The sequence below is a fragment of the Marinobacter sp. R17 genome, assembly GCF_003789045.1.
GTDB lineage: Bacteria > Pseudomonadota > Gammaproteobacteria > Pseudomonadales > Oleiphilaceae > Marinobacter_A > Marinobacter_A mangrovi.
Window position 1 is genome coordinate 119,123 of the sequence record NZ_RHGZ01000007.1, and the last position, 25,226, is coordinate 144,348.

Annotated in this window: 21 protein-coding genes; 16 read left to right on the forward strand and 5 right to left on the reverse strand. The window is 61.8% G+C overall.

Annotated elements, in window-relative coordinates; genetic code table 11:
* Positions 1-43: 43 nt before the first annotated feature.
* From aroK to EB809_RS07470, 7 genes are all read left to right on the forward strand, one after another.
* Positions 44-610 carry a shikimate kinase AroK gene (gene aroK / locus EB809_RS07440; RefSeq protein WP_123634179.1) on the forward strand — a complete coding sequence of 189 codons (567 nt, stop codon included), beginning with the start codon at positions 44-46 and terminating at the stop codon, positions 608-610.
* On the forward strand, positions 603-1,691 hold the full coding sequence (aroB, locus tag EB809_RS07445; protein ID WP_123634180.1) for a 3-dehydroquinate synthase: 1,089 nt from the start codon (positions 603-605) through the stop codon (positions 1,689-1,691). Before aroK ends, aroB begins: the two co-directional genes overlap by 8 nt.
* A 30-nt stretch (positions 1,692-1,721) precedes the next feature.
* Entirely contained in the window at positions 1,722-3,410 is a 1,689-nt protein-coding gene (locus EB809_RS07450; protein WP_123634181.1) for an AAA family ATPase, read from the forward strand.
* Positions 3,411-3,687: 277 nt separating this feature from the next.
* Entirely contained in the window at positions 3,688-8,136 is a 4,449-nt protein-coding gene (gene gltB, locus EB809_RS07455; protein ID WP_123634182.1) for a glutamate synthase large subunit, read from the forward strand.
* 70 nt (positions 8,137-8,206) lie between these two features.
* Positions 8,207-9,625: an FAD-dependent oxidoreductase gene (locus EB809_RS07460; protein ID WP_123634183.1), complete on the forward strand. Its 1,419-nt coding sequence runs from the start codon at positions 8,207-8,209 to the stop codon at positions 9,623-9,625.
* Between the two features lie 45 nt (positions 9,626-9,670).
* Positions 9,671-10,741 (forward strand): uroporphyrinogen decarboxylase, encoded by a 1,071-nt coding sequence (gene hemE, locus EB809_RS07465; RefSeq protein ID WP_123634184.1) that lies wholly within the window; start codon positions 9,671-9,673, stop codon positions 10,739-10,741.
* 131 nt (positions 10,742-10,872) lie between these two features.
* The gene (locus tag EB809_RS07470; RefSeq protein ID WP_123634185.1) at positions 10,873-11,244 is read left to right on the forward strand and encodes a PilZ domain-containing protein; all 372 of its coding nucleotides are present in this window, start codon (positions 10,873-10,875) and stop codon (positions 11,242-11,244) included.
* A 13-nt stretch (positions 11,245-11,257) separates the two neighbouring features.
* Here the strand turns inward: EB809_RS07470 and radA are convergent, their stop codons facing one another.
* Both radA and ettA read right to left on the reverse strand, forming a co-directional pair.
* Entirely contained in the window at positions 11,258-12,640 is a 1,383-nt protein-coding gene (radA, locus tag EB809_RS07475) for a DNA repair protein RadA (protein WP_123634186.1), read from the reverse strand.
* A 64-nt stretch (positions 12,641-12,704) separates the two neighbouring features.
* Positions 12,705-14,366, reverse strand: a complete 1,662-nt coding sequence (gene ettA / locus EB809_RS07480; protein ID WP_123634187.1) for an energy-dependent translational throttle protein EttA — start codon at positions 14,364-14,366, stop codon at positions 12,705-12,707.
* A 253-nt stretch (positions 14,367-14,619) separates the two neighbouring features.
* Between ettA and glyA the strand changes: the two genes are divergently transcribed.
* The 8 genes from glyA to EB809_RS07520 all read left to right on the forward strand — a co-directional run bounded on the left by glyA (position 14,620) and on the right by EB809_RS07520 (position 21,287).
* Positions 14,620-15,876, forward strand: coding sequence for a serine hydroxymethyltransferase (gene glyA, locus EB809_RS07485; protein ID WP_123634188.1), 1,257 nt, complete (start codon positions 14,620-14,622; stop codon positions 15,874-15,876).
* A gap of 57 nt (positions 15,877-15,933) precedes the next feature.
* Positions 15,934-16,452: a transcriptional regulator NrdR gene (gene nrdR, locus EB809_RS07490; protein ID WP_123634189.1), complete on the forward strand. Its 519-nt coding sequence runs from the start codon at positions 15,934-15,936 to the stop codon at positions 16,450-16,452.
* A gap of 51 nt (positions 16,453-16,503) precedes the next feature.
* Complete coding sequence (gene ribD / locus EB809_RS07495) at positions 16,504-17,607, forward strand: bifunctional diaminohydroxyphosphoribosylaminopyrimidine deaminase/5-amino-6-(5-phosphoribosylamino)uracil reductase RibD (RefSeq protein WP_123634233.1); 1,104 nt, start codon at positions 16,504-16,506, stop codon at positions 17,605-17,607.
* Positions 17,608-17,671: 64 nt separating this feature from the next.
* Positions 17,672-18,784, forward strand: coding sequence for a bifunctional 3,4-dihydroxy-2-butanone-4-phosphate synthase/GTP cyclohydrolase II (gene ribBA / locus EB809_RS07500; protein ID WP_123634190.1), 1,113 nt, complete (start codon positions 17,672-17,674; stop codon positions 18,782-18,784).
* 45 nt (positions 18,785-18,829) lie between these two features.
* The gene (gene ribE / locus EB809_RS07505; RefSeq protein WP_123634191.1) at positions 18,830-19,306 is read left to right on the forward strand and encodes a 6,7-dimethyl-8-ribityllumazine synthase; all 477 of its coding nucleotides are present in this window, start codon (positions 18,830-18,832) and stop codon (positions 19,304-19,306) included.
* Positions 19,306-19,782 (forward strand): transcription antitermination factor NusB, encoded by a 477-nt coding sequence (nusB, locus tag EB809_RS07510; protein WP_123634192.1) that lies wholly within the window; start codon positions 19,306-19,308, stop codon positions 19,780-19,782. Before ribE ends, nusB begins: the two co-directional genes overlap by 1 nt.
* 25 nt (positions 19,783-19,807) lie before the next feature.
* A complete protein-coding gene (gene thiL / locus EB809_RS07515; protein ID WP_123634234.1) occupies positions 19,808-20,767 on the forward strand; it encodes a thiamine-phosphate kinase in 960 nt (319 codons plus the stop codon).
* The gene (locus tag EB809_RS07520; RefSeq protein ID WP_123634193.1) at positions 20,760-21,287 is read left to right on the forward strand and encodes a phosphatidylglycerophosphatase A; all 528 of its coding nucleotides are present in this window, start codon (positions 20,760-20,762) and stop codon (positions 21,285-21,287) included. The genes thiL and EB809_RS07520 overlap by 8 nt, the downstream gene beginning before the upstream one ends.
* Before the next feature lie 15 nt (positions 21,288-21,302).
* Here EB809_RS07520 and EB809_RS07525 read toward each other — a convergent pair whose 3' ends face one another.
* Positions 21,303-21,500 carry a DUF6316 family protein gene (locus tag EB809_RS07525; RefSeq protein WP_123634194.1) on the reverse strand — a complete coding sequence of 66 codons (198 nt, stop codon included), beginning with the start codon at positions 21,498-21,500 and terminating at the stop codon, positions 21,303-21,305.
* Between the two features lie 290 nt (positions 21,501-21,790).
* Here EB809_RS07525 and EB809_RS07530 point away from each other — a divergent pair, with 290 nt between their 5' ends.
* Positions 21,791-22,483 (forward strand): DUF2057 family protein, encoded by a 693-nt coding sequence (locus EB809_RS07530; RefSeq protein WP_223807860.1) that lies wholly within the window; start codon positions 21,791-21,793, stop codon positions 22,481-22,483.
* 85 nt (positions 22,484-22,568) lie between these two features.
* Here EB809_RS07530 and EB809_RS07535 read toward each other — a convergent pair whose 3' ends face one another.
* Both EB809_RS07535 and EB809_RS07540 read right to left on the reverse strand, forming a co-directional pair.
* Positions 22,569-24,107, reverse strand: coding sequence for a WS/DGAT/MGAT family O-acyltransferase (locus tag EB809_RS07535; RefSeq protein WP_123634196.1), 1,539 nt, complete (start codon positions 24,105-24,107; stop codon positions 22,569-22,571).
* Between the two features lie 127 nt (positions 24,108-24,234).
* On the reverse strand, positions 24,235-25,176 hold the full coding sequence (locus EB809_RS07540; RefSeq protein WP_123634197.1) for a LysR family transcriptional regulator: 942 nt from the start codon (positions 25,174-25,176) through the stop codon (positions 24,235-24,237).
* Between the last annotated feature and the right edge of the window lie 50 nt (positions 25,177-25,226).

Here is a 25,226-nt window from a genome sequence, read left to right on the forward strand (position 1 = left end):
GCCTGTGCTATGCTCAGCGCCCTGTATTGGATTGAGCAGAACTATGCCGTTGCCGGAACGTATTGTGCTCGTGGGCCCTATGGGAGCCGGGAAAAGCACGATTGGACGCCTGTTGGCCAGAGAGCTGGGCTATCGCTTTATCGACTCCGACCGCCTGATCGAAGAGCGTTGTGGGGCCAATATTCCATGGATATTCGATGTCGAGGGCGAGAGCGGCTTTCGAACTCGGGAGAGCAATATCCTGGAGGAGCTGTCCCATGAAACCGGTGCTGTGATCGCGACTGGCGGCGGCGCGGTCATGCGCGAAGAAAACCACGCCAGTTTGCGTCGGGCTGCGTTGATCGTTTACCTCAAGACCTCTGTGGACCAGCAATTTGAGCGCACCCGGCGTGATCGCAACCGCCCGCTGCTCCAGCATGACGATCCCCGCGCCGTATTGCAGGAGCTGTTCGATCGACGGAATCCGATATACAGCCAGCTGGCCGATATCGTGATGATGACGGACAAAAAGAGCCCGAGACTCGTTGTGCGCCAGCTCATTAACCGCATCAAGCCACGGACGTCCCGCAAGAAACGGCACCTGAGGAAGGAAGGACACAAACATGCCTGACGTTGCACGTACGCTAACGGTCGATCTTGGTGAGCGCAGCTACCCGATCCTGATTGGCCAGGGGCTGCTCGGATCCGTGGACCTCTCTTTCCATGTCCGGGGTGATCGTGTCCTGATCGTGACGAATGCGACCGTGGCGCCACTTTATCTGGAGCGCGCGACCGGATCGTTCCCCGGTAAGGCGGTCGACAGTGTCGTTCTTCCGGATGGCGAGCGGTATAAGAACTGGGAAACGCTGAACCTGATTTTCGACGCCCTGCTGGAAAAGCGGCATACCCGGAGAACCACACTGGTTGCTCTGGGTGGTGGCGTGATTGGCGATATGACCGGCTTTGCGGCGGCCTGCTATCAACGTGGCGTGCACTTTATCCAGATTCCGACAACCTTGTTGTCGCAGGTGGATTCCTCGGTTGGTGGTAAGACGGGCATCAACCATCCGCTGGGCAAGAACATGATCGGCGCGTTTCATCAGCCGGAAGTCGTGCTGATCGATACCGATACGCTGGGCACCTTGCCGCCGCGGGAGCTGCCCGCGGGGCTGGCGGAAGTCATCAAATATGGGCTGATTCGTGAGCCGGCCTTTCTGGAATGGCTGGAAGCCAATATGGCCGCCCTCCGGTCACTGGATGCCATCGCGATGGTTGAAGCGATTTACCGGTCCTGTGCCTGCAAGGCGGAGGTGGTCGCAGTGGATGAGAAGGAGGGCGGGTTACGCGCCATTCTCAATCTCGGCCACACGTTTGGCCATGCGATCGAAACCTTTACCGGGTATGGCACCTGGTTGCACGGTGAAGCCGTCGGAACCGGCATGTTGATGGCGGCTGATCTGTCCTGCCGTCTCGGTTATCTCAGCGCTGACGATTTGGAACGTGTTGCCCGCATCCTGCAACGTGCCGATCTGCCGCTTGAGCCGCCCGCTGGAATGACGCCGGACGATTTTCTGGGACTGATGGCGGTCGACAAGAAGAATGTCGATGGAGCGCTGCGGCTGGTCCTGCTGGAATCGTTGGGCAAGGCGGTCGTGACCGCGGACTTCCCCGCACAAAAGCTGGGCGAAACGCTCGCCTGGTTTTGCAACTGAGTATCGCGAATTACGGACACGGAAGATGCCATGGCAGTTGACGAACAGTTGACCAGCGACCCCGGTGGTCTGTTTCAACGACTCCAGTCCCGCTATGGATTGGGCCAGGATCCGCTTGCCATGGACGTGCCTTTCTACCCCGGGGGGCAGCGCGAGTATTCGCTGGAAACCCTGCGTCACCTGGCGGCGTTCGGGGATATGGCCATCCTGGTCACCGGTGCCCGGGGTGCCGGCAAAACCCGGGTGCTGGCCGAACTGGTCCGTCACGAGTCCGATCGCCTCGATTTTCAGCGTCTGAGCACCACCGACCTGGCCAGCGAACAGGCTCTGGCTGATCGTCTGCTCGCGATTGCCCATCAGGGACTGGCTACCGGGCGGACGGTCCGCGACGCCATTTACAACTTCTTCAAGTGGAGTGAGAGGGCGACTCTCCGGGGCCGTCGTATCGTCCTGCTGGTCGATGACGCGGATCATATGGCGGCGCCGTTGTTGCGGATGCTGGTGGCGGCGTTTACGCACGCGGATCGGGGGCAGGCGGCCGTCCCCGTGCTCTCCGGCTCGGATACCTTGCTCGATATGCTGGACAGCGAAGGGGGCGGTCTGCAGCATCAGGCTCACCAGATTCATCTGCGACCTCTGAATCGCGATGAAATTGCCGATTACCTTCGGCCAAGAATCGCCAAGGCCGGGGGTGATCCGGATGTGCTGTTAGCGGCGAGTCACCTGAAAAAACTGCATGAGTTGGGGCAGGGCAGTTTCGGTCGTCTCAAGCGAACCGCGCCCGCCGTCTGGCTGGACATGGCTGGCCATCAGCCGGCGGCAAGACGAAACCGCATGAGCCCGCGAAAACTGGTCATTCCGCTAGCGGTGTTGCTCTTGCTGGGCGGCTCATGGCTCATGGTATCCTGGCAGTACGATGACGTGGTCGCGCACCAGAACGACCAGCCGGCGCCCGTTGAGCGCAAAACCATAAGGTTGGGGCCCGATGAAGAGTCCTGGCACCCCGAGGCTGAAACGACGTCTTCTCCACAACGATCTGCTCCCGATGTGTCGCTGAACGATCCGATATCGGCTTCCGAGGCCAAGGCCAATGAGGTTCCTCCAGATGCGCCAGCCGGCGATGGGGCGCCCGATCAATCGCCAGTTGCCGGGAACGATGCGCTTGCGGCTGACGAGCCAAAGGCGGACGAGGTGACTGCAGCGGACCCTGTCGCGGCGATAGCGCAACCGTTCGAGGCTGAGTCAACGGAAGTGCCGCAGCCGACCCCCGCTGATCAGGCCAATGTGGTGGCTGAGCCGGAGGCAGCACCGGCGGAGACATCCAGCGAGAACAATCAGCCACAACCGAATGCATCGACAGGTCAGGCTGACGCAGAGACAGCGGTCTCCGCCGACCAAGCCGCCGATGAGACTCCCGAGCGGGCTTTCAAGCCGCAGGCCTCTGATCGTTTCACGCCTGTCGAAGCGCTTCGGGCCGGCGCGGGCCTGACAGCGCAGTTTATCGCAGGCTATGAGGAAAAGACGGCTCTCGACTTCCTGAGCGAGCATCCGGACATTGAGGGCATGGTTTACACCCGCTCTACAAGAAAGGGCAAACCGTGGTATGTTGTGGTGTACGGGCAATTCTCCAGTCGTAACGAGGCCCGTCAGGCCGTGAGCGATCTGCCACAGGGGTTGGCCGAGCACGACGTCTGGATTCGCTCGCGGTCCGGCCTTTGATGATGTGCCAAGGCCGTCAGGCCTGATTCGCAACTGGCGCAGCGTCGTCGCCAGGAAGTAAGCCGCCCGGGTTCATACGGCGCGGTTTTTATTCTTTTTTGTTCCAATCTCATCAATTTTATATTCCGTCAGTGCGTTAAAAATCGCTCAACAATTTGAGTACGTATTACTGCGCATGTAAAATAGCCAGCCCCCATTTTCAGTGTCAGTGGGTAATGTGCCTGGGCTCGGCACCTATCCAGTTGATTGAAAAGAATATTTTAGTGAGAGAACGCTTATGATGACAGGTTTGTATCATCCCGGTGAGTTCAGGGACAACTGTGGATTCGGCCTGATCGCCCACATGAAGGGCGATGCCAGCCACAAGTTGCTGCAAACTGCCATCGAGTCGCTGACCTGCATGACCCACCGTGGTGGGATTGCGGCGGACGGCAAGACCGGTGACGGCTGTGGCTTGTTGCTGCAGAAACCTGACGCATTCCTGCGCAAGGCCGCCAAGGCAAGTCTGGGCAAGACGCTGGGCGACCTGTACGGCGTTGGCATGATTTTCCTCGATCAGGACGAGAAGAAAGCCGAACGGGGTCGTAAGACTCTCGAAAAGCATCTTGTCGACCAGGGGCTGGAGATCGTCGGGTGGCGTGAAGTGCCGACGGACAGCAGTTGCCTTGGCCCCATGGCGATGGATTGTCTGCCGCGCATTGAACAGGTGTTTGTGGAGCCGGCGGGCAAAGACGAGCCGGCATTCGGTATCAGCCTGTTCCTGGGACGTCGCCACGCCGAACGCGAAATGGCAGATGATCCCGAATTCTATATCTGCAGCCTGTCGCACAAGACGATCTCCTACAAAGGCTTGATGATGCCGGTGGATCTGCCCACCTTCTATCAGGATTTGGGCGATCCAGACCTGCATACGGCCATCTGCGTCTTCCACCAGCGCTTCTCCACCAACACTATGCCGCGCTGGCCGCTGGCTCAGCCGTTCCGCTTCCTGGCGCACAACGGTGAGATCAACACGGTTGAAGGCAACCGGAACTGGGCCATCGCCCGGGCGTCCAAGTTCAAGTCGCCGGAGCTGCCTGATCTGCAGACCCTGCAGCCGCTGGTCAACCGGACCGGTTCCGACTCCTCCAGCATGGACAACATGCTGGAAATCCTGCTGGCCGGCGGTGTCGACCTGTTCCGGGCGGTGCGGATGATGATTCCGCCCGCGTGGCAGAACGTCGACACCATGGATTCCGATCTGCGGGCCTTCTACGAATACAATTCCATGCATATGGAGCCGTGGGACGGCCCGGCCGGTCTGGTGCTGTCCGACGGTCGCCACGCGGTATGTATGCTGGATCGGAATGGTCTGCGCCCGGCACGCTGGGTCATCACCAAAGATGATTTCATCACGCTGGCGTCCGAAATCGGCACCTACAGCTACAAACCGGAAGACGTCGTAGCCAAGGGACGTGTCGGACCGGGTCAGATGCTGGCGATCGACACCGAATCCGGCGAAGTCCTGCATACCAAGGATATCGACCAGCGCCTGAAGAGCGCCCAGCCCTACAAGCGCTGGCTGCGCGAGAACGCCCTGCGTGTCGAGGCGACGCTGAATCAGGACACGCCGGAATTCAAACTGATGGAAAGCGACGAGCTGAAAATCCATCAGAAGATGTTCCACGTGTCTTTCGAAGAGCGGGACCAGGTGCTGCGTCCGCTGGCTGAAAGCGGCCAGGAAGCAGTCGGCTCCATGGGTGACGATACGCCGATGGCCGTGCTGTCCAGCAAGGTCCGCCACGCGGCTGACTTTTTCCGTCAGAAGTTCGCCCAGGTGACCAACCCGGCGATTGACCCACTGCGGGAATCCATCGTCATGTCGCTGGAGACCTGCCTGGGGGCTGAGCGCAATGTGTTCGAGGAAACGCCGGATCACGCCAACCGGATTATCCTGTCCACACCGGTGCTGTCGCCGGCCAAGTTCCTGCGCATAGAGAGCAACGACCGGCCGGGTTTTGAAGTCGAGCGGATCCGCCTGAGCTACCGTCCGGAGCTGGGGCTCAAGCAGGCTATCGAAGCCGTCTGCAACGAGGCGGAGCAGGCCGTTCGCAACGGCAAGGTGCTGTTGATTCTGAGCGACAAGGACCTCAAGGAAGGTGAACTGCCGGTCAATGCCATGATGGCAACCGGCGCCGTGCACCACCATCTGGTCCGCAAAGGCCTGCGCTCGGACTCCAACCTGATCATCGAAACCGGCTGGGCGCGGGATCCGCACCACTTTGCCGTGCTGTTCGGTTTCGGCGCGACGGCGGTTTACCCGTACCTGTCGTACCAGATCCTCAACGACCTGATCCGCACCGGTGAAGTCATGATGGATCCGATCGAGGCCAAGAATAACTACCGCAAGGGCATCAACAAGGGCCTGCTCAAGATCCTGTCCAAGATGGGGATCTCGACCATCACGTCTTACCGTGGCGCCCAGCTGTTTGAAGCCATCGGTCTGGCCGACGAAGTGGTCGACCTGTGCTTCTGTGAAGTGCCGAGCCGCATCCAGGGTGCCGGTTTCTACGATTTCCAGCAGGATCAGGAACTGCTGGCCAGCAATGCCTGGAAACAGCGTAAGCCGATCGCCCAGGGCGGCGTGCTGAAATACGTCCACGGGCAGGAATACCACGCGTTCAACCCTGATGTGGTCAATACCCTGCAACGCGCGGTCATCGACGGCAATTACGGCACCTACCGCGAATACGCCGGCCTGGTGAACGAGCGTCCGGTGGCGACCCTGCGCGACCTGCTGACCTTCCGCAAGGACATCAAGGCGGTGGATCTGGACCGCGTCGAGCCGGTGGAAGCCATCTTCCCGCGTTTTGACTCTGCGGCCATGTCCCTGGGCGCGCTGTCGCCGGAAGCCCACGAGGCGCTGGCGGTGGCAATGAACACCCTGGGCGGTCGCTCGAATTCCGGTGAGGGTGGCGAAGACCCGGCCCGTTACGGCACCGAAAAACGCTCCAAGATCAAACAGGTGGCCTCGGGCCGTTTTGGTGTGACCGCGGAATACCTGCGCAGCGCCGACGTCATGCAGATCAAGGTCGCTCAGGGCGCCAAGCCCGGTGAGGGCGGCCAGCTGCCGGGTGGCAAGGTCAACGAACTGATCGCCCGTCTGCGCTATTCCGTACCGGGTGTGACCCTGATTTCACCGCCGCCGCACCACGATATCTACTCCATCGAGGATTTGGCGCAGCTGATCTTTGACCTCAAGCAGGTCAACCCGAAAGCGCTGGTATCGGTGAAACTGGTTTCCGAGCCGGGCGTGGGGACCATCGCGGCCGGTGTTGCCAAGGCCTACGCCGACCTGATCACCGTCTCCGGCTACGACGGCGGTACCGCAGCCAGCCCGCTGACCTCGATCCGCTACGCCGGTTCCCCGTGGGAGCTGGGGCTGAGTGAGGCGCATCAGGCGCTGCGCGGTAATGACCTGCGCGGCAAGATCCGCCTGCAGACGGACGGCGGTCTGAAGACCGGTCTGGACGTGGTCAAGGCGGCCATCCTGGGTGCGGAAAGCTTCGGCTTCGGCACCACCCCGATGGTGGCGCTGGGTTGTAAGTATCTGCGGATCTGTCACCTCAACAACTGTGCGACTGGTGTCGCCACCCAGAACGACCAGCTGCGTGAAGATCACTTCAAGGGCACCGTCGAAATGGCGATGAACTTCTTCCGCTTCGTGGCGGAGGAAACCCGGGAGTGGATGGCCAAGCTGGGCGTCACCAGTCTGGAAGAGCTGGTGGGCCGGACCGATCTGCTGGAAGTGCTGCCAGGAGACACGCCGCGTCAGCAGAAGTTGAACCTGAATCCGCTGCTGCAGAACGATCACATTCCGGCTGACAAGCCACACACCTGTCAGGTGGAGCGCAACACGCCTTTCGATAAAGGTACGCTGGCCGAGCAGATGGTCAGTGACGTGGGCGAGGCGATCACCAATAAGGCCGGTGGTACCTGGCAGTACCGCGTCACCAACTGCGATCGCTCCATTGGCGCCCGGATCTCGGGTGAAATCGCCCAGTTGCACGGCAACCAGGGTATGGTCGGCGCGCCGATCACGCTGGAGCTGACCGGCACGGCCGGGCAGAGCTTCGGTGTCTGGAATGTCGGTGGCCTGAACCTGATCCTCGAAGGCGATGCCAACGACTACGTCGGTAAAGGCATGACCGGCGGCAAACTGGTTATCCGTCCGCCGCGGGAAAGCAGCTTCAAGACCCAGGACACGTCGATCATCGGCAACACCTGTCTCTACGGGGCGACCGGCGGCAAACTCTACGCTGCGGGCACCACGGGTGAGCGTTTCGGTGTCCGGAATTCCGGGGCGCACGCCGTCGTTGAAGGCGTGGGTGACCACTGTTGTGAGTACATGACCGGCGGTCTGGTGACCGTACTGGGCAATACCGGCCACAACTTCGGGGCGGGTATGACCGGCGGTTTCGCCTACGTCCTGGACCAGCAGAACACCTTCGTGGACAAGTACAACCACGAGCTGGTGGAAATCCAGCGTATTTCCAGCGAAGACATGGAGCCGTACCGCAACCATCTTCGCAGCGTAATCCGTGAGCATGTGACGGAGACCCAGAGCGAATGGGCGGAGCACATCCTCGACAATTTCGATGACTACATTGGTCGGTTCTGGCTGGTGAAGCCCAAGGCGGCAAGCCTGCGCACCCTGCTGGCCAGTACCCGGGCGCGACCGGAATAACGGCCGCACGCGCCGCTTCGGCGGCGCCACCTGAACCCCGCATCGAAATTGAATACTTGAGAGTCGCGTGATGAAAGAGAGACTGAATAACGATTTCCAGTTTATCGAGGTTGGCCGTGTCGACCCGAAGAAGGTTCCGGCCAGCAAACGGAAAAAGGAATTCCAGGAAATCTACCACCCGTTCAAGCAGGAAGACGCCGCCAGTCAGGCGCATCGCTGCCTGCACTGTGGTAACCCGTACTGCGAGTGGAAGTGCCCGGTACACAATTACATCCCGAACTGGCTGAAGCTGGTGTCCGAGGGCAACATCCTGGAGGCGGCCGAACTGTGCCACCAGACCAACTCCCTGCCGGAAGTCTGCGGCCGGGTTTGCCCGCAGGACCGTCTGTGTGAAGGGGCCTGTACCCTGAACGACGGTTATGGCGCGGTCACCATCGGCTCGGTGGAGAAGTACATTACCGACACTGCCTTTGCCCTGGGCTGGCGCCCGGACTTGTCTCACGTCAAATGGACCGACAAAAAGGTCGCGGTGATCGGCGCCGGACCGGCCGGCCTCGGCTGTGCGGATATTCTGGCCCGCAACGGCGTCAAGCCGGTGGTTTTTGACCGCTATCCGGAAATCGGTGGCCTGCTGACCTTCGGTATCCCCGAGTTCAAGCTGGAAAAGAGCGTCATGGCGCGCCGCCGTGAGATTTTCGAATCCATGGGCGTCGAATTCCGCCTGTCCACGGACGTGGGCACAGATGTGCTGCTGGAAGACATCATCGACGAATACGATGCCGTCTTCATGGGCATGGGCACCTACACCTATATGAAAGGCGGCTTCCCGGGCGAAGACTTGCCGGGTGTCTACGACGCGCTGCCTTACCTGGTGTCCAACGTCGACCGCCGTCTGGGCTTTTCCGCGACGGACAGCGAGTTCATCGACATGAAAGGCCAGCGCGTGGTGGTCCTCGGCGGTGGTGATACGGCGATGGACTGCAACCGCACCGCGATTCGTCAGCAGGCAGCCAGCGTGACATGTGCCTATCGTCGGGACGAGGCGAATATGCCAGGCTCCCGTCGCGAGGTGGCCAACGCCAAGGAAGAAGGCGTCAAGTTCATGTTCAACCGTCAGCCGATCGCCATCATTGGCGAGGACCGGGTCGAAGGCATCAAGGTCATCCAGACTCGCCTGGGTGAGCCGGACGAAAACGGTCGCCGTCGTCCGGAAGTGGTGCCGGGCAGTGAAGAGGTGATCCCGGCCGACGCCGTCCTGGTGGCTTTCGGTTTCCGTCCGAGTCCGGCGGAATGGTTCAACAAGCTGGATGTGAACATCGACGATTCCGGCCGTGTGGCGGCACCGGAAGAAGCGGAGTACCCGTTCCAGACGTCCAATGCGAAGATCTTTGCCGGCGGCGATATGGTCCGTGGTTCGGACCTGGTCGTAACGGCTATCTGGGAAGGGCGTCAGGCGGCCGAAGGTATCCTCGATTACCTGGATGTCTAACGAGAGCAGCCGCAATACAACGGCATAGATTGAATAAGGGGCATTATGTCAGCACTCATGAATGACCGGTTCCTGCGCGCACTCCAGCGCCAGCCGGTGGATCGCACACCGGTCTGGATGATGCGCCAGGCAGGGCGTTACCTGCCGGAGTACCGGGCGACTCGCGCCAAGGCCGGCGATTTCATGAGTCTGTGTCGGAATGCCGAACTTGCCTGTGAGGTGACGCTGCAGCCCCTTGAGCGGTATCCATTGGATGCCGCCATCCTGTTTTCCGACATCCTGACCATTCCGGACGCCATGGGGCTGGGCCTGTATTTCGAGACGGGCGAAGGTCCCAAGTTCCGTCATACGGTGCGTTCTGCAGCCGACGTTGAAGCGTTGCCTACCCTGACGGCGGACACCGATCTGGACTACGTGGTCTCTGCGGTGGCCACCATTCGCAAGGCCCTGAACGGCAGCGTGCCGTTGATCGGGTTCTCCGGCAGTCCGTGGACGCTGGCCACCTATATGGTCGAAGGCGGCTCCTCCAAGGACTTCCGCGAAGCCAAACGGTTGCTCTACAGCGAACCGGCGGTGATGCATGCGCTGCTCGGCAAGCTGGCGGATGCGGTGACCGACTACCTCAATGCCCAGATTCGTGCCGGCGCCCAGGCCGTGCAGATTTTTGACACCTGGGGCGGCGTGCTGCCGAGTTGGGCCTATACCGAGTTCTCACTGGCCTACATGAAACAGATCGTGGACGGCCTGATCCGCGAGCACGAAGGCCGCCACGTGCCGGTCATCCTGTTCACCAAGAACGGTGGGCAGTGGCTGGAATCGATGGCGGAGTCCGGTGCTGACGCCCTGGGTCTGGACTGGACCACGGACATTCGCGAGGCCCGTGCCCGGGTCGGCGACCGTGTCGCGCTGCAGGGCAATATGGACCCGACCATGCTGTATGCACCGCCTGAGCGGATTCGCGAAGAAGTGGCGCACCTCCTGGCGCGTTTCGGCGAGGGATCCGGCCATATCTTCAACCTGGGGCATGGCATCACGCCGGATGTCGATCCGAGCCACGCGGATGCCTTCATTCGCGCGGTCTGCGAGCTGAGTCCGCCTTACCACGGCGGCAAGTAGCTCGCGATCAATACGATCGGGTTGGTTGCCCCCGTATGCGGGGCTATAGTGATAGGTGGGCGTCGATGAAGCGAGCGATAAAGTGTTTCAGCGGCCCATGCCATTGCTTGCAATAACAAGAGACTGTCACGGTGAGCCAATCGACTGAACGTCGCCGCTTTGAACGCATCCTGTTCGATGCACCCTGCGATATCCACGCCGGAGAGGACGTCTGGCACAGTGAAGTACTGGATATCTCTATGAAAGGCGTGCTGGTGCGCCGTCCCGAAAACTGGACGGCCAAGCTGAAGCATCCGTTCGAAATCACCATCCATCTGAACGATCTGGACAGCGGTATTGTCATGGACGTGGCGTTACGCCATGTGGAAGGTGACCATCTGGGCTTCCAATGCCAGTACATCGACCTGGACAGTGCCTCTCATCTCAAGCGTCTGGTCGAGCTCAATCTGGGCGACCCGTCGTTGCTGGATCGAGAACTGCGTCACCTGATCGAGAGGGACTGAGCACTCGCTGCAGTCAGTTGGCGAGCTCGAGCAGGGCGTCCAGGGCTTCGCTCAGCTTGGTCACCGCGATGACCCGCATGTTTTCCATCGGCTTGCGCGGCACGTTCGTCTTGGGCACCACGGCGCGAATGAAGCCGTGCTTGGCGGCTTCGTAGATGCGTTCCTGGCCGCTGGGTACCGGGCGGATTTCGCCGGACAGACCCACCTCGCCGAAAATGACCAGATCCTGTGGTAATGCCTTGTCCCGGAATGAGGACACGATCGCCGCCAGGATGGCCAGGTCGGCGCTGGTTTCGCTGACTTTGACGCCGCCCACCACGTTGACGAACACGTCCTGATCGGCCACGTGCATGCCGCCATGGCGATGCAGCACGGCCAGCAACATGGCCAGTCGGTTCTGGTCGGTGCCGACGGCGACCCGTCTTGGGTAGCTGCCTTGCGACAAGTCCACCAGCGCCTGGACCTCCACCAGCATCGGGCGGGTACCTTCCCAGACCACCATGACCACGCTGCCGGGCGCGGCATCCTCCCCGCGGTTAAGGAAAATGGCACTGGGGTTTTTCACCTCTTTCAGGCCCTGTTCCAGCATGGCAAACACCCCCAGCTCGTTGACCGCCCCGAAGCGGTTCTTGATGCCGCGCAGGGTGCGGAACCGGCTGTCGCTGGAGCCTTCCAGCAGGATCGAGCAGTCGATCATGTGTTCCAGCACTTTCGGGCCGGCGAGGCTGCCGTCCTTGGTGACGTGGCCCACCAGGAACAGGATAGTGCCAGTCTGCTTGGCGAAGCGGGTCAGGTAGGCCGCGCTCTCACGAACCTGCGACACGCTGCCGGGGGCGGATTCCACGTCGCTAACGTGCATCACCTGAATGGAGTCGACGACCAGGATGCGCGGTTTTTCCGTTTCGGCTATCTGGATGATGCGCTCGACACTCGTTTCGGACAGCATTTTGAGGTCACTGGTCGGGACGCCCAGGCGCTTGGCCCGCAGGGCCACCTGTTGCATGGATTCCTCACCGGTGACGTAGAGCGCCGGGTACTGGCCGGCCAGGTTGCACACCGTCTGCAGCAACAGGGTACTTTTGCCCGCCCCGGGATGGCCGCCCATCAGAATCGCCGAGCCTTCCACGAGACCGCCGCCCAGCACCCGGTCCAGCTCTTTCATGCCGGAGCTGATGCGGGATTGTTCGGTCAGGCTGACCGAATCCAGCGACTGGACGCCGGACAGGCTGCCGGCAAAGCCCTCGAAGCGTGATCCCCGATTGCCGCCGCTCGAGCTGCTGACGCCGCGGACTTCGCTGATAGTGTTCCAGGCGGAGCAGGCGGAACACTGGCCCTGCCACTTGGAGTAATCCGCACCGCATTCGGTGCACACGTAGGCGGTCTTGGTCTTGGCCATGGTTGCTCGATCGTCGGGGAAAGGGGAGGGCAGCCGGTCGGGCGACCGGCTGCCGGCGCTGGGATCAGGCCAGCTTCTTGTACTTCATGCGCTGGGGCACCATCGCGGAGTCGCCCTTGCGCTGCTTGTGGTCTTCGTCGTATTCGGTGAAGTTGCCTTCGAAGAATACGGCTTCACTGTCGCCCTCAAAGGCGAGAATGTGGGTGGCCACACGGTCCAGGAACCAGCGGTCGTGCGAGATCACCAGCGCGGCGCCCGGGAAATTGAGCAGCGCCTCTTCCAGTGCCCGCAGGGTTTCCACGTCCAGGTCGTTGGTCGGTTCGTCCAGCAGGAGGACGTTGCCGCCTTCCTTCAGCAGCTTGGCCAGGTGCAGGCGGTTACGCTCGCCGCCGGACAGGTCGCCGACCCGCTTCTGCTGGTCGCTGCCCTTGAAGTTGAAACGGCCCACGTAGGCGCGGGACGGCGTCTGGTAGTTGCCCACCTGGATGATGTCCTGGCCGTCGCTCAGCTCTTCCCAGACGGTTTTGTCGCCGTCCAGGTCGCGCATCTGATCGACGTAGGCCAGCTTGACGGTTTCACCAACGGTGATGGTGCCGGCATCCGGCTGGTCCACGCCGGCGATCATGCGGAACAGGGTGGATTTACCTGCACCGTTACCCCCGATGATGCCGACAATGGCGCCCGGCGGTACCCGGAAATCCAGGTTTTCATAGAGCAGGCGACCTTCAAAGGCCTTGCTCACGCCGTCGACCTCGATCACCTTGTCGCCCAGGCGCGGTCCGGGCGGAATGTACAGTTCATTGGTCTCGTTGCGCTTCTGGAAATCCTGGGAGCTCATTTCCTCGAAGCGGGCCAGACGGGCCTTGCTCTTGGACTGGCGGCCCTTGGCGTTGCTGCGCACCCACTCCAGCTCGTGCTTGATGGTCTTCTGGCGGGCCACTTCCTGCTTGGCTTCGATTTCCAGCCGCTTCTCCTTGGCTTCCAGCCATTGGCTGTAGTTGCCTTCGAAGGGAATGCCCTGGCCGCGGTCCAGTTCCAGGATCCAGCCGGCGACGTTGTCGAGGAAGTAACGATCGTGAGTGATCGCCACCACGGTGCCGCTGAAGTCGTGCAGGAAGCGCTCCAGCCACGCCACGGATTCGGCATCCAGGTGGTTGGTAGGCTCGTCCAGCAGCAGCATGTCCGGGCTGGACAGCAGCAGGCGGCACAGGGCGACACGGCGGCGCTCACCACCGGACAGGTTGGCGACCTTGGCGTCCCAGGCCGGCAGGCGCAGGGCATCGGCGGCGACTTCCAGCTTGCGTTCGATGTCGTGGCCGTCGGCGGCCTGGATGAAGCTTTCCAGCTCCCCCTGCTTCTTGGCCAGGGCATCGAAGTCCGCATCCGGCTCGGCATAGGCGGCATAGACCTGGTCCAGTTCCGCCAGGGCGTCGTGAACACCGGAAACCGCTTCGTCGACGATTTCCTTCACGGTCTTGCTGTCGTCCAGTTCCGGCTCCTGCGGCAGGTAACCGACGTTGATGCCGGGCTGCGGACGGGCTTCGCCGATGTAGTCCTGGTCGATGCCGGCCATGATGCGCAGCAGCGTCGACTTACCGGCGCCGTTCAGACCCAGCACGCCGATCTTGGCGCCGGGGAAGAAGCTCAGGGAAATGTCCTTGAGGATTTCGCGCTTGGGCGGGACGACTTTGCCCACGCGATTCATGGTGTAGACGTATTGAGCCATTTTTAGGCAGTGTCCTCTGGTTGAATTGGGGACGGCCGGGGTGTGGATAACCGCGTCGGGACCCCGGAAAAGATCAGTTCTAGAAGGCGTACTACGGTAGCGAAACGGGGTGGTTTTGGCAATTCGGCAAGGCCTGTAACGTCGCCCGCGAAAAACCCGTATCATGCGGGTTAAAAGATGATTTAAGGCGGGCTTTTGGGCTAGAATACGGGCCCTCCAAATTTCTGATCAGCCATACAGGGGCAGCGCATCCATGTTTAACCGTGATATGAAAATCGCCGGCTTCGATGATGATGTCTGGAACGCCATCCAGGCGGAGACCGAACGGCAGGAAGCTCACATCGAGCTGATTGCGTCCGAGAACTACACCAGCCCGCGAGTCATGGAAGCGCAGGGCAGCGTCCTGACCAACAAATACGCTGAAGGCTATCCCGGCAAGCGTTACTACGGCGGCTGTGAGCACGTCGATGTGGTCGAGGAACTGGCCATCGAACGCGCCAAGAAGCTGTTCGGCGCCGCGTACGCCAACGTCCAGCCGCACTCTGGCTCCCAGGCGAACAGCGCCGTGTACATGGCGCTGGTCAAGCCGGGCGACACCGTGCTGGGTATGAGCCTGGCCCACGGCGGCCACCTGACCCACGGGGCTTCCGTCAACTTCTCCGGCAAGATCTACAAGGCTGTCCAGTATGGCCTCAACCCGGACACCGGTCTGATCGACTACGACGAAGTCGAGCGTCTGGCCGACGAGCACAAACCGAAGATGATCGTGGCCGGCTTCTCAGCCTATTCCCAGCACCTGGATTTCGCCCGCTTCCGCGCGATTGCGGACAAGGTTGGCGCTTACCTGTTCGTGGACATGGCCCACGTGGCCGGCCTGGTCGCCGCCGGCGTCTATCCGGACCCGATGCCCCACGCCCACGTGGTCGCCACCACCACCCACAAGACTCTGCGCGGTCCCCGTGGTGGTCTGATCCTGGCGTGTGCCGACGAAGACATCCAGAAGAAGCTGAACTCCGCCGTCTTCCCGGGTGGCCAGGGTGGTCCGCTGATGCACGTCATCGCCGCCAAGGCCGTGTGCTTCAAGGAAGCCATGGGCGATGAGTTCCGTGACTACCAGAAACAGGTCATCAAGAACGCCCAGGCGATGGCGAGTGTCTTCGTCGAGCGCGGTTTCGATGTGGTCTCCGGCGGCACCCAGAACCACCTGTTCCTGCTGAGCCTGATCAAGCAGGACATCACCGGTAAGGACGCCGATGCGGCGCTGGGCAAGGCGCACATCACCGTCAACAAGAACGCCGTGCCGAACGACCCGCGTTCACCGTTTGTCACGTCCGGTCTGCGCATCGGGACGCCGGCGGTCACTACCCGTGGCTTCGGGGAAGGCGAGTGCCGTGACCTGGCCGGCTGGATCTGTGACATCCTGGACGATCTGGAGAACGAATCGACCATCAACCGCGTACGCGAACAGGTCGAAGATCTGTGCAAGCGTTTCCCGGTGTACGCCGGCTGAGCGTCGACACACTGAGCGGGCGCCGGTAGGCGCCCTGACGGGCTGGGAGTAGCCACCATGCATTGTCCGTTTTGCGGCGAAGCAGACACCAAGGTTATCGATTCGCGACTGGTTGCCGAGGGCGACCAGGTGCGGCGTCGCCGTGAGTGCCTGTCCTGCAAGGAGCGGTTCACGACCTTCGAGTCGGCGGAACTGGTCATGCCCCGCGTGGTCAAGCAGGACGGTACGCGCCAGCCTTTCGATGAGGACAAGCTGCGCTCCGGCATCATGAAAGCGCTGGAGAAGCGGCCGGTCAGTATCGAGGAAATCGAAGCGTCGCTGAACCGCATCAAGTTCCGGCTGCGTGCCCGGGGCGAGCGAGAGATCAAATCCATGGAACTGGGCGAGGAGGTGATGACCGAACTGCGCCAGCTGGATCAGGTCGCTTACGTCCGCTTTGCCTCCGTCTATCGCAGTTTCCAGGATATCAACGAATTCAAGGAAGAGATTGAACGTCTGACCGTCCATATGGGCGACAAGGCGGATGCGGTTGACGTCGCCAAAGCGCTGACGGCGCCCGACAAATCCAAAGACTGAAGGGCAGCCGCATTGAATTCCCGTGATGAGCAGGCCCGGACCGACGCCGCCATGATGGCCCGCGCCATTCAGCTGGCCTGGCGTGGGCGTTTCTCCACCCATCCCAATCCCCGTGTGGGCTGTGTCATCTGCGTAGGCGACGACGTCGTCGGTGAGGGATGGCATGAGCGGGCCGGCGAACCCCACGCCGAAGTACATGCCCTGCGCGCTGCCGGCGAGCGGGCCCGCGGGGCCACGGCCTATGTCACCCTTGAGCCCTGCAGTCATTACGGGCGCACGCCGCCCTGTGCCGATGCACTGGTGAAAGCCGGTTTGAGCCGGGTCGTGGTGGCCATGACGGACCCCAATCCCGCGGTGGCCGGGCGTGGCCTCAAGCGGTTGCGCGACGCCGGTATCGAGGTGGTGGAAGGCGTCCTGTCTGCCGAAGCCGAATCGCTCAACCCGGGCTACCTGTACCGGATGCGCAGCGGCCGGCCGCTTTTCCGGGTGAAAGTGGCGGCCAGTCTGGATGGGCGGACCGCCATGGCTTCGGGTGAAAGCCAATGGATCACCGGGCCCGCTGCCCGCCGTGACGTCCAGCGCCTGCGTGCCATGAGCGATGCCATACTGACCGGCGTGGGGACGATCCTCGCCGATGACCCATCGCTGACGGTGCGTCCCGATGACATGGGCGGTCTGCACGAAGCCGTGCCTCCGGGGCCGCAGCCACAGCGGATTATCCTCGACAGCCAGCTGCGAACGCCGCCGACCGCACGGGTGCTGACCACCGGTCCGGTCTGGATTTTCTGCAGCGAGGCGGTGGCCGATAGCGAGGCGGCTCGCGAACTGACCGCCCGTGGTGCGCGTATACAACCGCTGCCGGGCGGTTCTGGTCGACTGAATCTGTTGGATGTCGCCCGGGCTGTTGCCGAGGCGGGCATCAATGAGGTGCTGGTGGAAGCCGGACCGACGCTGGCCGGCGCCGTGGTGGCGGCGCAACTGGCGGATGAATTCTGGCTGTACCAGGCGCCGGTGTTCCTGGGCAGTGACGGTCGACCGACCGTGGACTTGCCACTGGCCAGAATGGCCGATCGCAAATTCTGGAAGGTCCGTGACCGTCGCCAGATCGGTGATGATCTACGCTTGATCCTGACGCCGGCCACTGTGGTTGCCTGAGGCCGCGCAGTGGCCGGCGTCGGGTGACCGTGACCTGTTTTCTGAGCAAAGGGTGCAATCTGTTATGGCACTGAACACGATCGAAGAGATTATTGAGGACATTCGTCAGGGCAAGATGGTCATCCTGATGGACGACGAGGACCGGGAAAACGAAGGCGATCTGGTGATGGCGGCGGAATTCTGCACGCCGGAGGCCATCAACTTCATGGCCCGCCACGGTCGCGGCCTGATCTGCATGCCCATGACGCGCCAGCGTTGCGAACAGCTGGACCTGCCGCTGATGGTGCAGAAGAACGCGTCCGGCTTCGGCACGAAATTCACGCTGTCGATCGAGGCGGCGGAAGGCGTCAGTACCGGTATTTCTGCGGCCGATCGTGCGCGCACCGTGCTCGCGGCTGCGGCGAAAGATGCAAAGCCCTCTGACATCGTGCAGCCGGGCCATATCTTTCCGCTGATGAGCGATCCCGGCGGCGTACTGAGCCGGGCCGGGCATACCGAGGCGTCCTGTGATCTGGCGGCCCTGGCGGGTGCTGAACCGACTGGCGTGATCTGTGAAATCATGAACGACGACGGTTCCATGGCCCGCCGCGAGGATCTGGAAACCTTTGCCCAGGAGCATGGCCTGAAAATCGGCACCATCGCCGACCTGATCCACTACCGTACCCTGCACGAGCGCACCATCGAGTGCATCGAGGAGCACGAGCTGGATACGGAGTACGGCGTATTCCAGCTGCACACCTATCGTGACACCATTCAGGGCGGCACCCACCTGGCGCTGACCATGGGTAACGTGCAGGAAGGTGAGCCGGTCCTGGTGCGAGTCCATATCACCGACACCCTGCGCGATCTGCTGGGCGCGCGGCGCACCGGTTCCCACAGCTGGCCCCTGCACCGGGCGCTTGAGAAAGTGGGCGCGGAAGGCCGCGGTGTCGTGGTCATCCTGAACAGCGGCGAAGACAGCTACAATCTGGACGACCGCATTCACGAATTTTTTGACGAAGGGCCCCGATCGGCCGCCAAGGGCAGTTCCGGTGTCTACTTTACCGTCGGCACAGGCTCCCAGATCCTGCGTGATCTGGGCGTTGGCAAAATGCGCCTGCTGAGTGCGCCGATCAAGTTCTCCGCGATTTCCGGCTTCGACCTGGAAGTAGTGGAATACCTGCCCTTCAACCCATAAACCGCCGGCGTCCGTGGTGACGGGTCCGGGAAACAGGAGTTAGACATGTCTGGAATCAAGACGCTGGAAGGTGATTTCACCCAGTGCAGCGGGCGTTATGCGCTCGTCGTTGGCCGCTTCAATGCGTTCGTCGTAGAAAGTCTGGTCGACGGCGCGATCGACACGCTGCGCCGCTATGGCATCGCGGAGAGCGATATCACGGTCGTCCGGGTGCCTGGCGCCTATGAAATGCCGCTGGCGGTCAAGCGGGTGGCTGAAACCGGCGAGTACGATGCGATCATCGCCCTGGGTGCCGTGATTCGTGGTGGTACGCCGCATTTCGATTATGTGGCCGGTGAGGCCTCCAGCGGTCTGGGTGCGGTCAGTCTGGACACCAACGTGCCGGTGGCTTTTGGCGTATTAACCGTCGATTCCATCGAACAGGCGATTGAGCGTTCCGGCACCAAGGCCGGTAACAAGGGCGCTGAAGCCGCCGTGACCGCGCTGGAAATGGTCAGCCTGTTCAAGAAGATAGGTGAGTGATGAGCGACCAGGAACCAACCGCGCCGGAAAGCCCCGGCAGCAGCGCCCCGAAAGCTGGTGAGCGCCGCCGTGCCCGTGCCCTCGTGATGCAGGCGCTCTACCATCGCCATTATTCGAAGAGCTCGATCAGTGACATCGAGGCGGAATTCATGGTGGACAACGACATGTCCAAGGTGGACTCCGCCTATTTCCGGGATCTGCTGCGCGGCATCCACCGCGAACAGGATGATCTGGACCGCACCTTCGAGCCATTCCTCGACCGGCCGCTGGGTGAGGTGGATCCGATCGAGCTGGCGATCCTGCGCCTGGGTACCTACGAGCTCAAGCATCGCATCGACGTTCCCTACCGAGTGGTGATCAACGAAGGCATCGAGCTGGCCAAGCGCTTTGGCGGCACCGAAGGCCACAAGTTCGTCAACAGCGTGCTCGACAAGCTGAGTAGGCGCCTGCGACTGGCAGAGACCCGGCCACGCTGATCCGGCCGGGTCACTGGAGTTGATGATGGGCGAGTTCGAGCTGATCCGGCAGTATTTCCAGCCGGTAGCCCAGCGCACATTGCATCCGGATGTGGAGCTTGGAATCGGCGATGACTGCGCGATTCAGCGCATCGAGCCGGGTCAGGTTCTGGTGTTTTCGATGGACACGCTGGTGGACGGCATCCACTTTCCCAGTGGGTATGCCCCGGAGCGGCTTGCCCGGCGCGCCCTGGCCGTGGCGGCCAGTGATCTTGCCGCGATGGGTGCTGAGCCGGTGTGCTTCACACTGGGACTCACGTTGCCAGAGGCGAATCCCGACTGGCTGGATCCGTTTGCCGCAGCGCTGGCGCAAGCCGCTGAGGATTTCGGTCTGTCGCTGGCCGGCGGCGATACCACCCGCGGACCCCTGACCTTGACACTCCAGGTGCATGGCTCCGTGCCGGATGGCCAGGCGTTGTTACGCAGCGGCGCCCGGCCTGGCGACCTGGTGGCGGTCTCCGGCACCCTGGGGGATGCCGCCGCAGCCCTCGGCTATTTGAATGAGTCCGCTCCCGGCGAACAGCAGCAAGCACTTCTGCAAAAATATCATCAACCGGAGCCCCGTCTGGATTTGGGGCGGGCCCTGCGTGGTCGTGCCAGTGCGGCGATCGATATCTCCGACGGCCTGATGGCCGATCTGGGGCACATTCTGCAGGCCTCCGGTTGTGGCGCCGTCATCGATGCCGCCCGAATTCCGTTGTCTCCCGCCTTGAACGCATTAGCCGGCGAGCGGGCGATCAGCCATGCGTTGCGGGGCGGTGACGACTATGAACTATGCTTTACGCTGCCTGCCCGACACTGGGATGCAGTGAAACAGAAAAGTCCCGTTCCCGTTCAGGTGATCGGGGAAATCGTTGCCGAGCCGGGCCTGACCCTGACGAACGCCGACCAGGACGCGTCTCCGCTGCGGTCCGGTTATGAGCATTTCGGAGTCGCCAATGACTGATCCCTCGTTGCCCGAGGAGCCAGAACAGATCGAGCCCTTACTGCCACCGCATTTCCTGCGAGATCCGGTGCATCTGCTCGCGTTTGGTTTTGGGAGTGGCGCCATCAACCGGGCGCCGGGAACCTGGGGCAGTCTGGCCGCCATTCCGCTCTACTGGCTGCTGTTCTGGCTGCCGGGCCCGATGTACTGGGTTGCTGTTGCCGGGTTTTTCCTGCTCGGCATCTGGCTTTGCGGCAAAACGGCCGAGGATCTCAAGGTCCATGACCACGGTGGGATCGTCTGGGATGAATTTGTGGGTATGTGGATCGTTCTCGGGCTGCATCCACAGACACTGGAAGGGGTCCTGATCGCTTTCGTCGCGTTCCGTTTCTTCGACGTGCTCAAGCCCTGGCCGATCAGTTGGATCGACCGGCATACGCCCGGCGGGCTTGGCATCATGATCGACGACGTGATCGCCGGATTTATGGCGATGGCGCTGGTCTATGTGGTCGATCAGACGCTGATACCGTTCGCCCTTTAATGCGGTGTTGACGGGTCAGTGCATGTCTTCGGGCAGCAGGCTGACCACATGCAGGAAGCGCCGCAAACCGGTTTCCGCCCGGTCGCGGGAGGCGAAAGGACCGCTGTCAAAACCTTCCCTGGTGGTGAAGTACCATTGGCCGCCGACGCAGAAGAAGCGACTGCTGCGAAAGGGCACCGGGCCGGCTTCACCCGTGCGATTGTTGGTGTCCATCTGGCGTCTCCCTAACCCTCCGGTTGCGTCTTCTCGTTATTGTGTAATGGATGCCGATTCATTCAATTTAATGCAAATGGGTCCGATTTCAATCAAAAGTTTGCGCCCGGGATGACAGGGGGTTGCCGAGGACAGGTTGTCGTCTTGCGCTCGGCAGAGGCAATCGTCAAAATGCCCCTTCGGCCGCCGCGCCTCTGGCGGGCCACGGCCTTCCTTCACTGAATTACTATCGCGAGGTTTTCATGGCATCTGGTCAGAACGGACAGGGATTTTTCACGTGTTTGAAGCTAATGGCCGCACTGTTCGCCGTTGTCGCCATGGCGGGCTGCAGTACGAGCTCTTTCAAGCAGGTGCAAACCTGGGAAGGTCCTGAAGCGCAGCCGGGTCAGGTTGCCTTGTTGCACAAGCCCGGTTCTGTGCAGATCGTGTCCGTAAATGGCCAGGATATGGCCAACTACCTGACGGATGACCTGGAACTGACCTACCAGCTGCTGCCGGGCCAGAACACGGTGGTGTTCACCTACAAGACGATCTGGGCCAAGCAGGGTGTGGTGGATAATGGCGAGTCCAAGGTGCACGTGGTAGAGACGGATCCGCAGCAGGTCGTGATCAATGCCCGCGCTGGTGAGTCCTACCATTTTGTTCTGCCCAAGGCTGAAACCCGCAGCGAAGCGGAGCGTATCCGCCAGAACTTCCAGGCCAAGGTGGTGAATGAGCAAGATCGTCAGGTGGCGGTGTCCTCTGAGGTGGTGAAGCAAACACCGCAATTGCCGACGTTGCCGGGTGCTCCGCAGACAGCGGCTTCTGCAACTGCTGGCGCGGCTGCCGGTGCCGCAGCGGCCTCACCTTCGGCGACGCCGGCTCAGACGCCGGCGGTGCCATCGGCGGCGAATAACCTGCCGACACTTGAGGGTCTCAAGGTTCTCTGGGAGCGTGCCTCCACTGACGAAAAGAAAGACTTCCTGCGCTGGGCGTTCCAGTAATTGTTTTAGGAAACGAAAAACCGGGCCTTGGCCCGGTTTTTTTATGTCGGTGAGCCTGGATCGGGCCCCGTTGATTCCGGGGGAGTCAATCGCGGAGCTTGCGAATGGATTTCTGGATGGCCCCTTCAATCAGGTGCAGGGTGTCGTCCAGCAGGGTCGAGCCGTGACCCGATCGTTCCAGCTCAGGTGGCATTTCGGACGGCAGATTCTCCGCCGCCGTTTCGATCGCCTGCAGGCTGTCCTCCACCAGGTCCACCAAACGATGACCGTCCGGCACCACATCCGGGCACAGCGTGAAGTTGAGGGTCAGTTGACCTTCATAGCTGACGGCCACGATGACCAGGCCCATGCTGTCGAACAGCGGCGCGGAGTTGTATTGGTGGCTGAGTCGGGCGCCCTGCAGGTACAGTGGCACCTGCGGCCCCGGTACGTTGGTGATGGGGACGTTAAATACCGGCTGATAACGCTGGGCCAGCTGCAATTCGCTGTAGAGTCGCGCGGAAAGCGCAAGCATGGTTGACGGCACCAGTTCGGTCAGGCGGTCCGCGGCGATGGCTTCCTGGTAAGGTTCGGAGGCAACGGCATTCCAGTGGATGCGCCGGATTCGAGAGGCCGGGCAGGGCTGGTCAGTGGCCAGGTCGAGCAGCATCGCCGACATCTGGTTCCCCGTTGGGCGGCGCAGGCTTTTGGAACGCACCGACACCGGCGTCATGGCCACCAGCGAGCGGGTCAGGTCGGCGTCATGTTCTTCCATGTAGCGACGCAGCACTTCGGCGCACAAGCCCAGGACGACATCGTTGAGGGTCACGTCCCCGATGGACGCCTTGATGCTCTTCAGACGCGACAGGGGCAGGCTCTTGCCGAGGATCTGCCGGTTACCCGTGATCTGCCGGTTGAACGGGCTGTGGGGCGCCGAGAATAGCGGCAGTGGCAAGGGCAACTTTCGCAGCTGTTTCTGGATCATGCCGCGGGTGGTTGCCTCGACGGCATTGGCCGCCAGTGACGCGATGCGGAACGGTTTGCGCAGGAGATTAGTGCCGACCTGGAACAGCGCGCGCTGCTCGCTGGGTGCGGGTCGCGGGTGCCAGGGTTGTGGCGGACGAATCGGGTCGGGCGTGGGGCTGTATTCCAGCAGTTTGCCCATGATTTCCTCACCGCTGAAGGCGTCGATGGCCGCATGGTGCAGCCGGACGATCAGGGCGAAGCCGCGGGCCTCCGCGCCGTCGTCCGGCGCGCCGGGTGTGCGCAGGCCATCCACGAACGTAATGTGCCAGAGCGGGCGATCCCGTTTCAGGGGCTCCTGCAGAATGCGCGAAGCGAGGGCCATCAGGCTGTCCTGGTCGTTGCGGGCCCCCATCTTCACGTACGCCAGGTGGCGTTCGATCGAGAAATTGGCATCGTCGACCCAGTAGGGGTGGCCCAGACGAAACGGAATGGGCTGCAGCTTTTCCCGGAAAAAGGGCACCACATGGAGTCGGCTGCGCAGATAGGACACGAAAGTGCTGAACGAGAGAGGTTTCTGGCAATCCTGGCCATCGAAGATGTAAATGCCGCCGATGTGCATCGGTGCGGTGTCGGACTCCAGGTAAAGGAAAGAGGCATCCAGTTCGGACAACTGCCGCATGAAAAACTCCCTGCGTTAACGGCCTGACAAGAAAAAATCGACGCGAGGCCATTTTGCGCTGCCCGCCTGATGGCGTCGAGTGTCATTGCGGGCTTTTTTATGGGCCTGTGAGGCCTTTCCGCTCATTCTACTGGGTGTGTGGGTCGATCCATCGGCTGAACTGGTTGGGTTGGGATAGCCGGTCCCAGAACCACTTGAGCGCGTTGCCCTGGCAGACCCGTTCTCCGGTCTGGCTTTCCTGATGTCGGACCAGGTGGAGGACGACGGGTTGTCTTACGGCTTCCACGTCAATGGCAACCAGTTCGCCGCTTGCCAGCAGGTCACGCACCCTGGGTTCGGGGAGCCAGCCGACGCCCAGGCCGGCAGCCTGGGCCTGTATCTTCTGCTCGATGTTGCTGACGGTGATCGTGCGCTGGCGGGAGAAAATACCGGCTGTGGCCGGTTGCATGTGACGCGCGGTGTCGGCGGCCACTATGGCGGGGAAGCGGGCAATGGTGTCCTCGCCGATGGGGCCGGACTCGCGGGTCAGCGGGTGATCCGGAGACACGGCATAGGTAAACGGCACCTGTCCCAGGATGCGCGTGGTGAAGGGGCCGGCCGGACGACTGACCGAGTCGGCGCCAAAGACCAGGTCTACGCGCCGGCATTGCAATGCGTCCCAGGCGCCAGCAAACACCTCTTCCACCAACTGGATCTCCACCGGCACGCCCAGCGCCTGAAAATCCTGGACGACCGGGAACAGGGCCTCGACAGGCAGTAACGAGTTCACCGCAATCTTGATCCGGGTTTCCCAGCCCTGGGCGACCTGCTTGGTCGCGTGCGCCAGCGTATCGGCGGCGTCTAGCAGGGCCCGGCCTTCCTCGAGCAGGTAGTGCCCGGCCGGCGTCAGTTTGGCCCGGTGTCCGGAGCGGTCGAAAATCTCGATGTCCAGGTCGTCTTCCAGCTTCTGAACGGTGTAGCTGATGGCCGAGGGCACCCGGAACAGCTCCGTCGCCGCGCCGGCAAAACTGCCCCGGCGGTCGATGGCGTCGAGGACCTTGAGAGCGTCGATCGTAATGGCGTTATGCATGTTCAGTCATTCTGATGGAGTTGGCCAGAAATCATCGTTTGAGTGGCGGT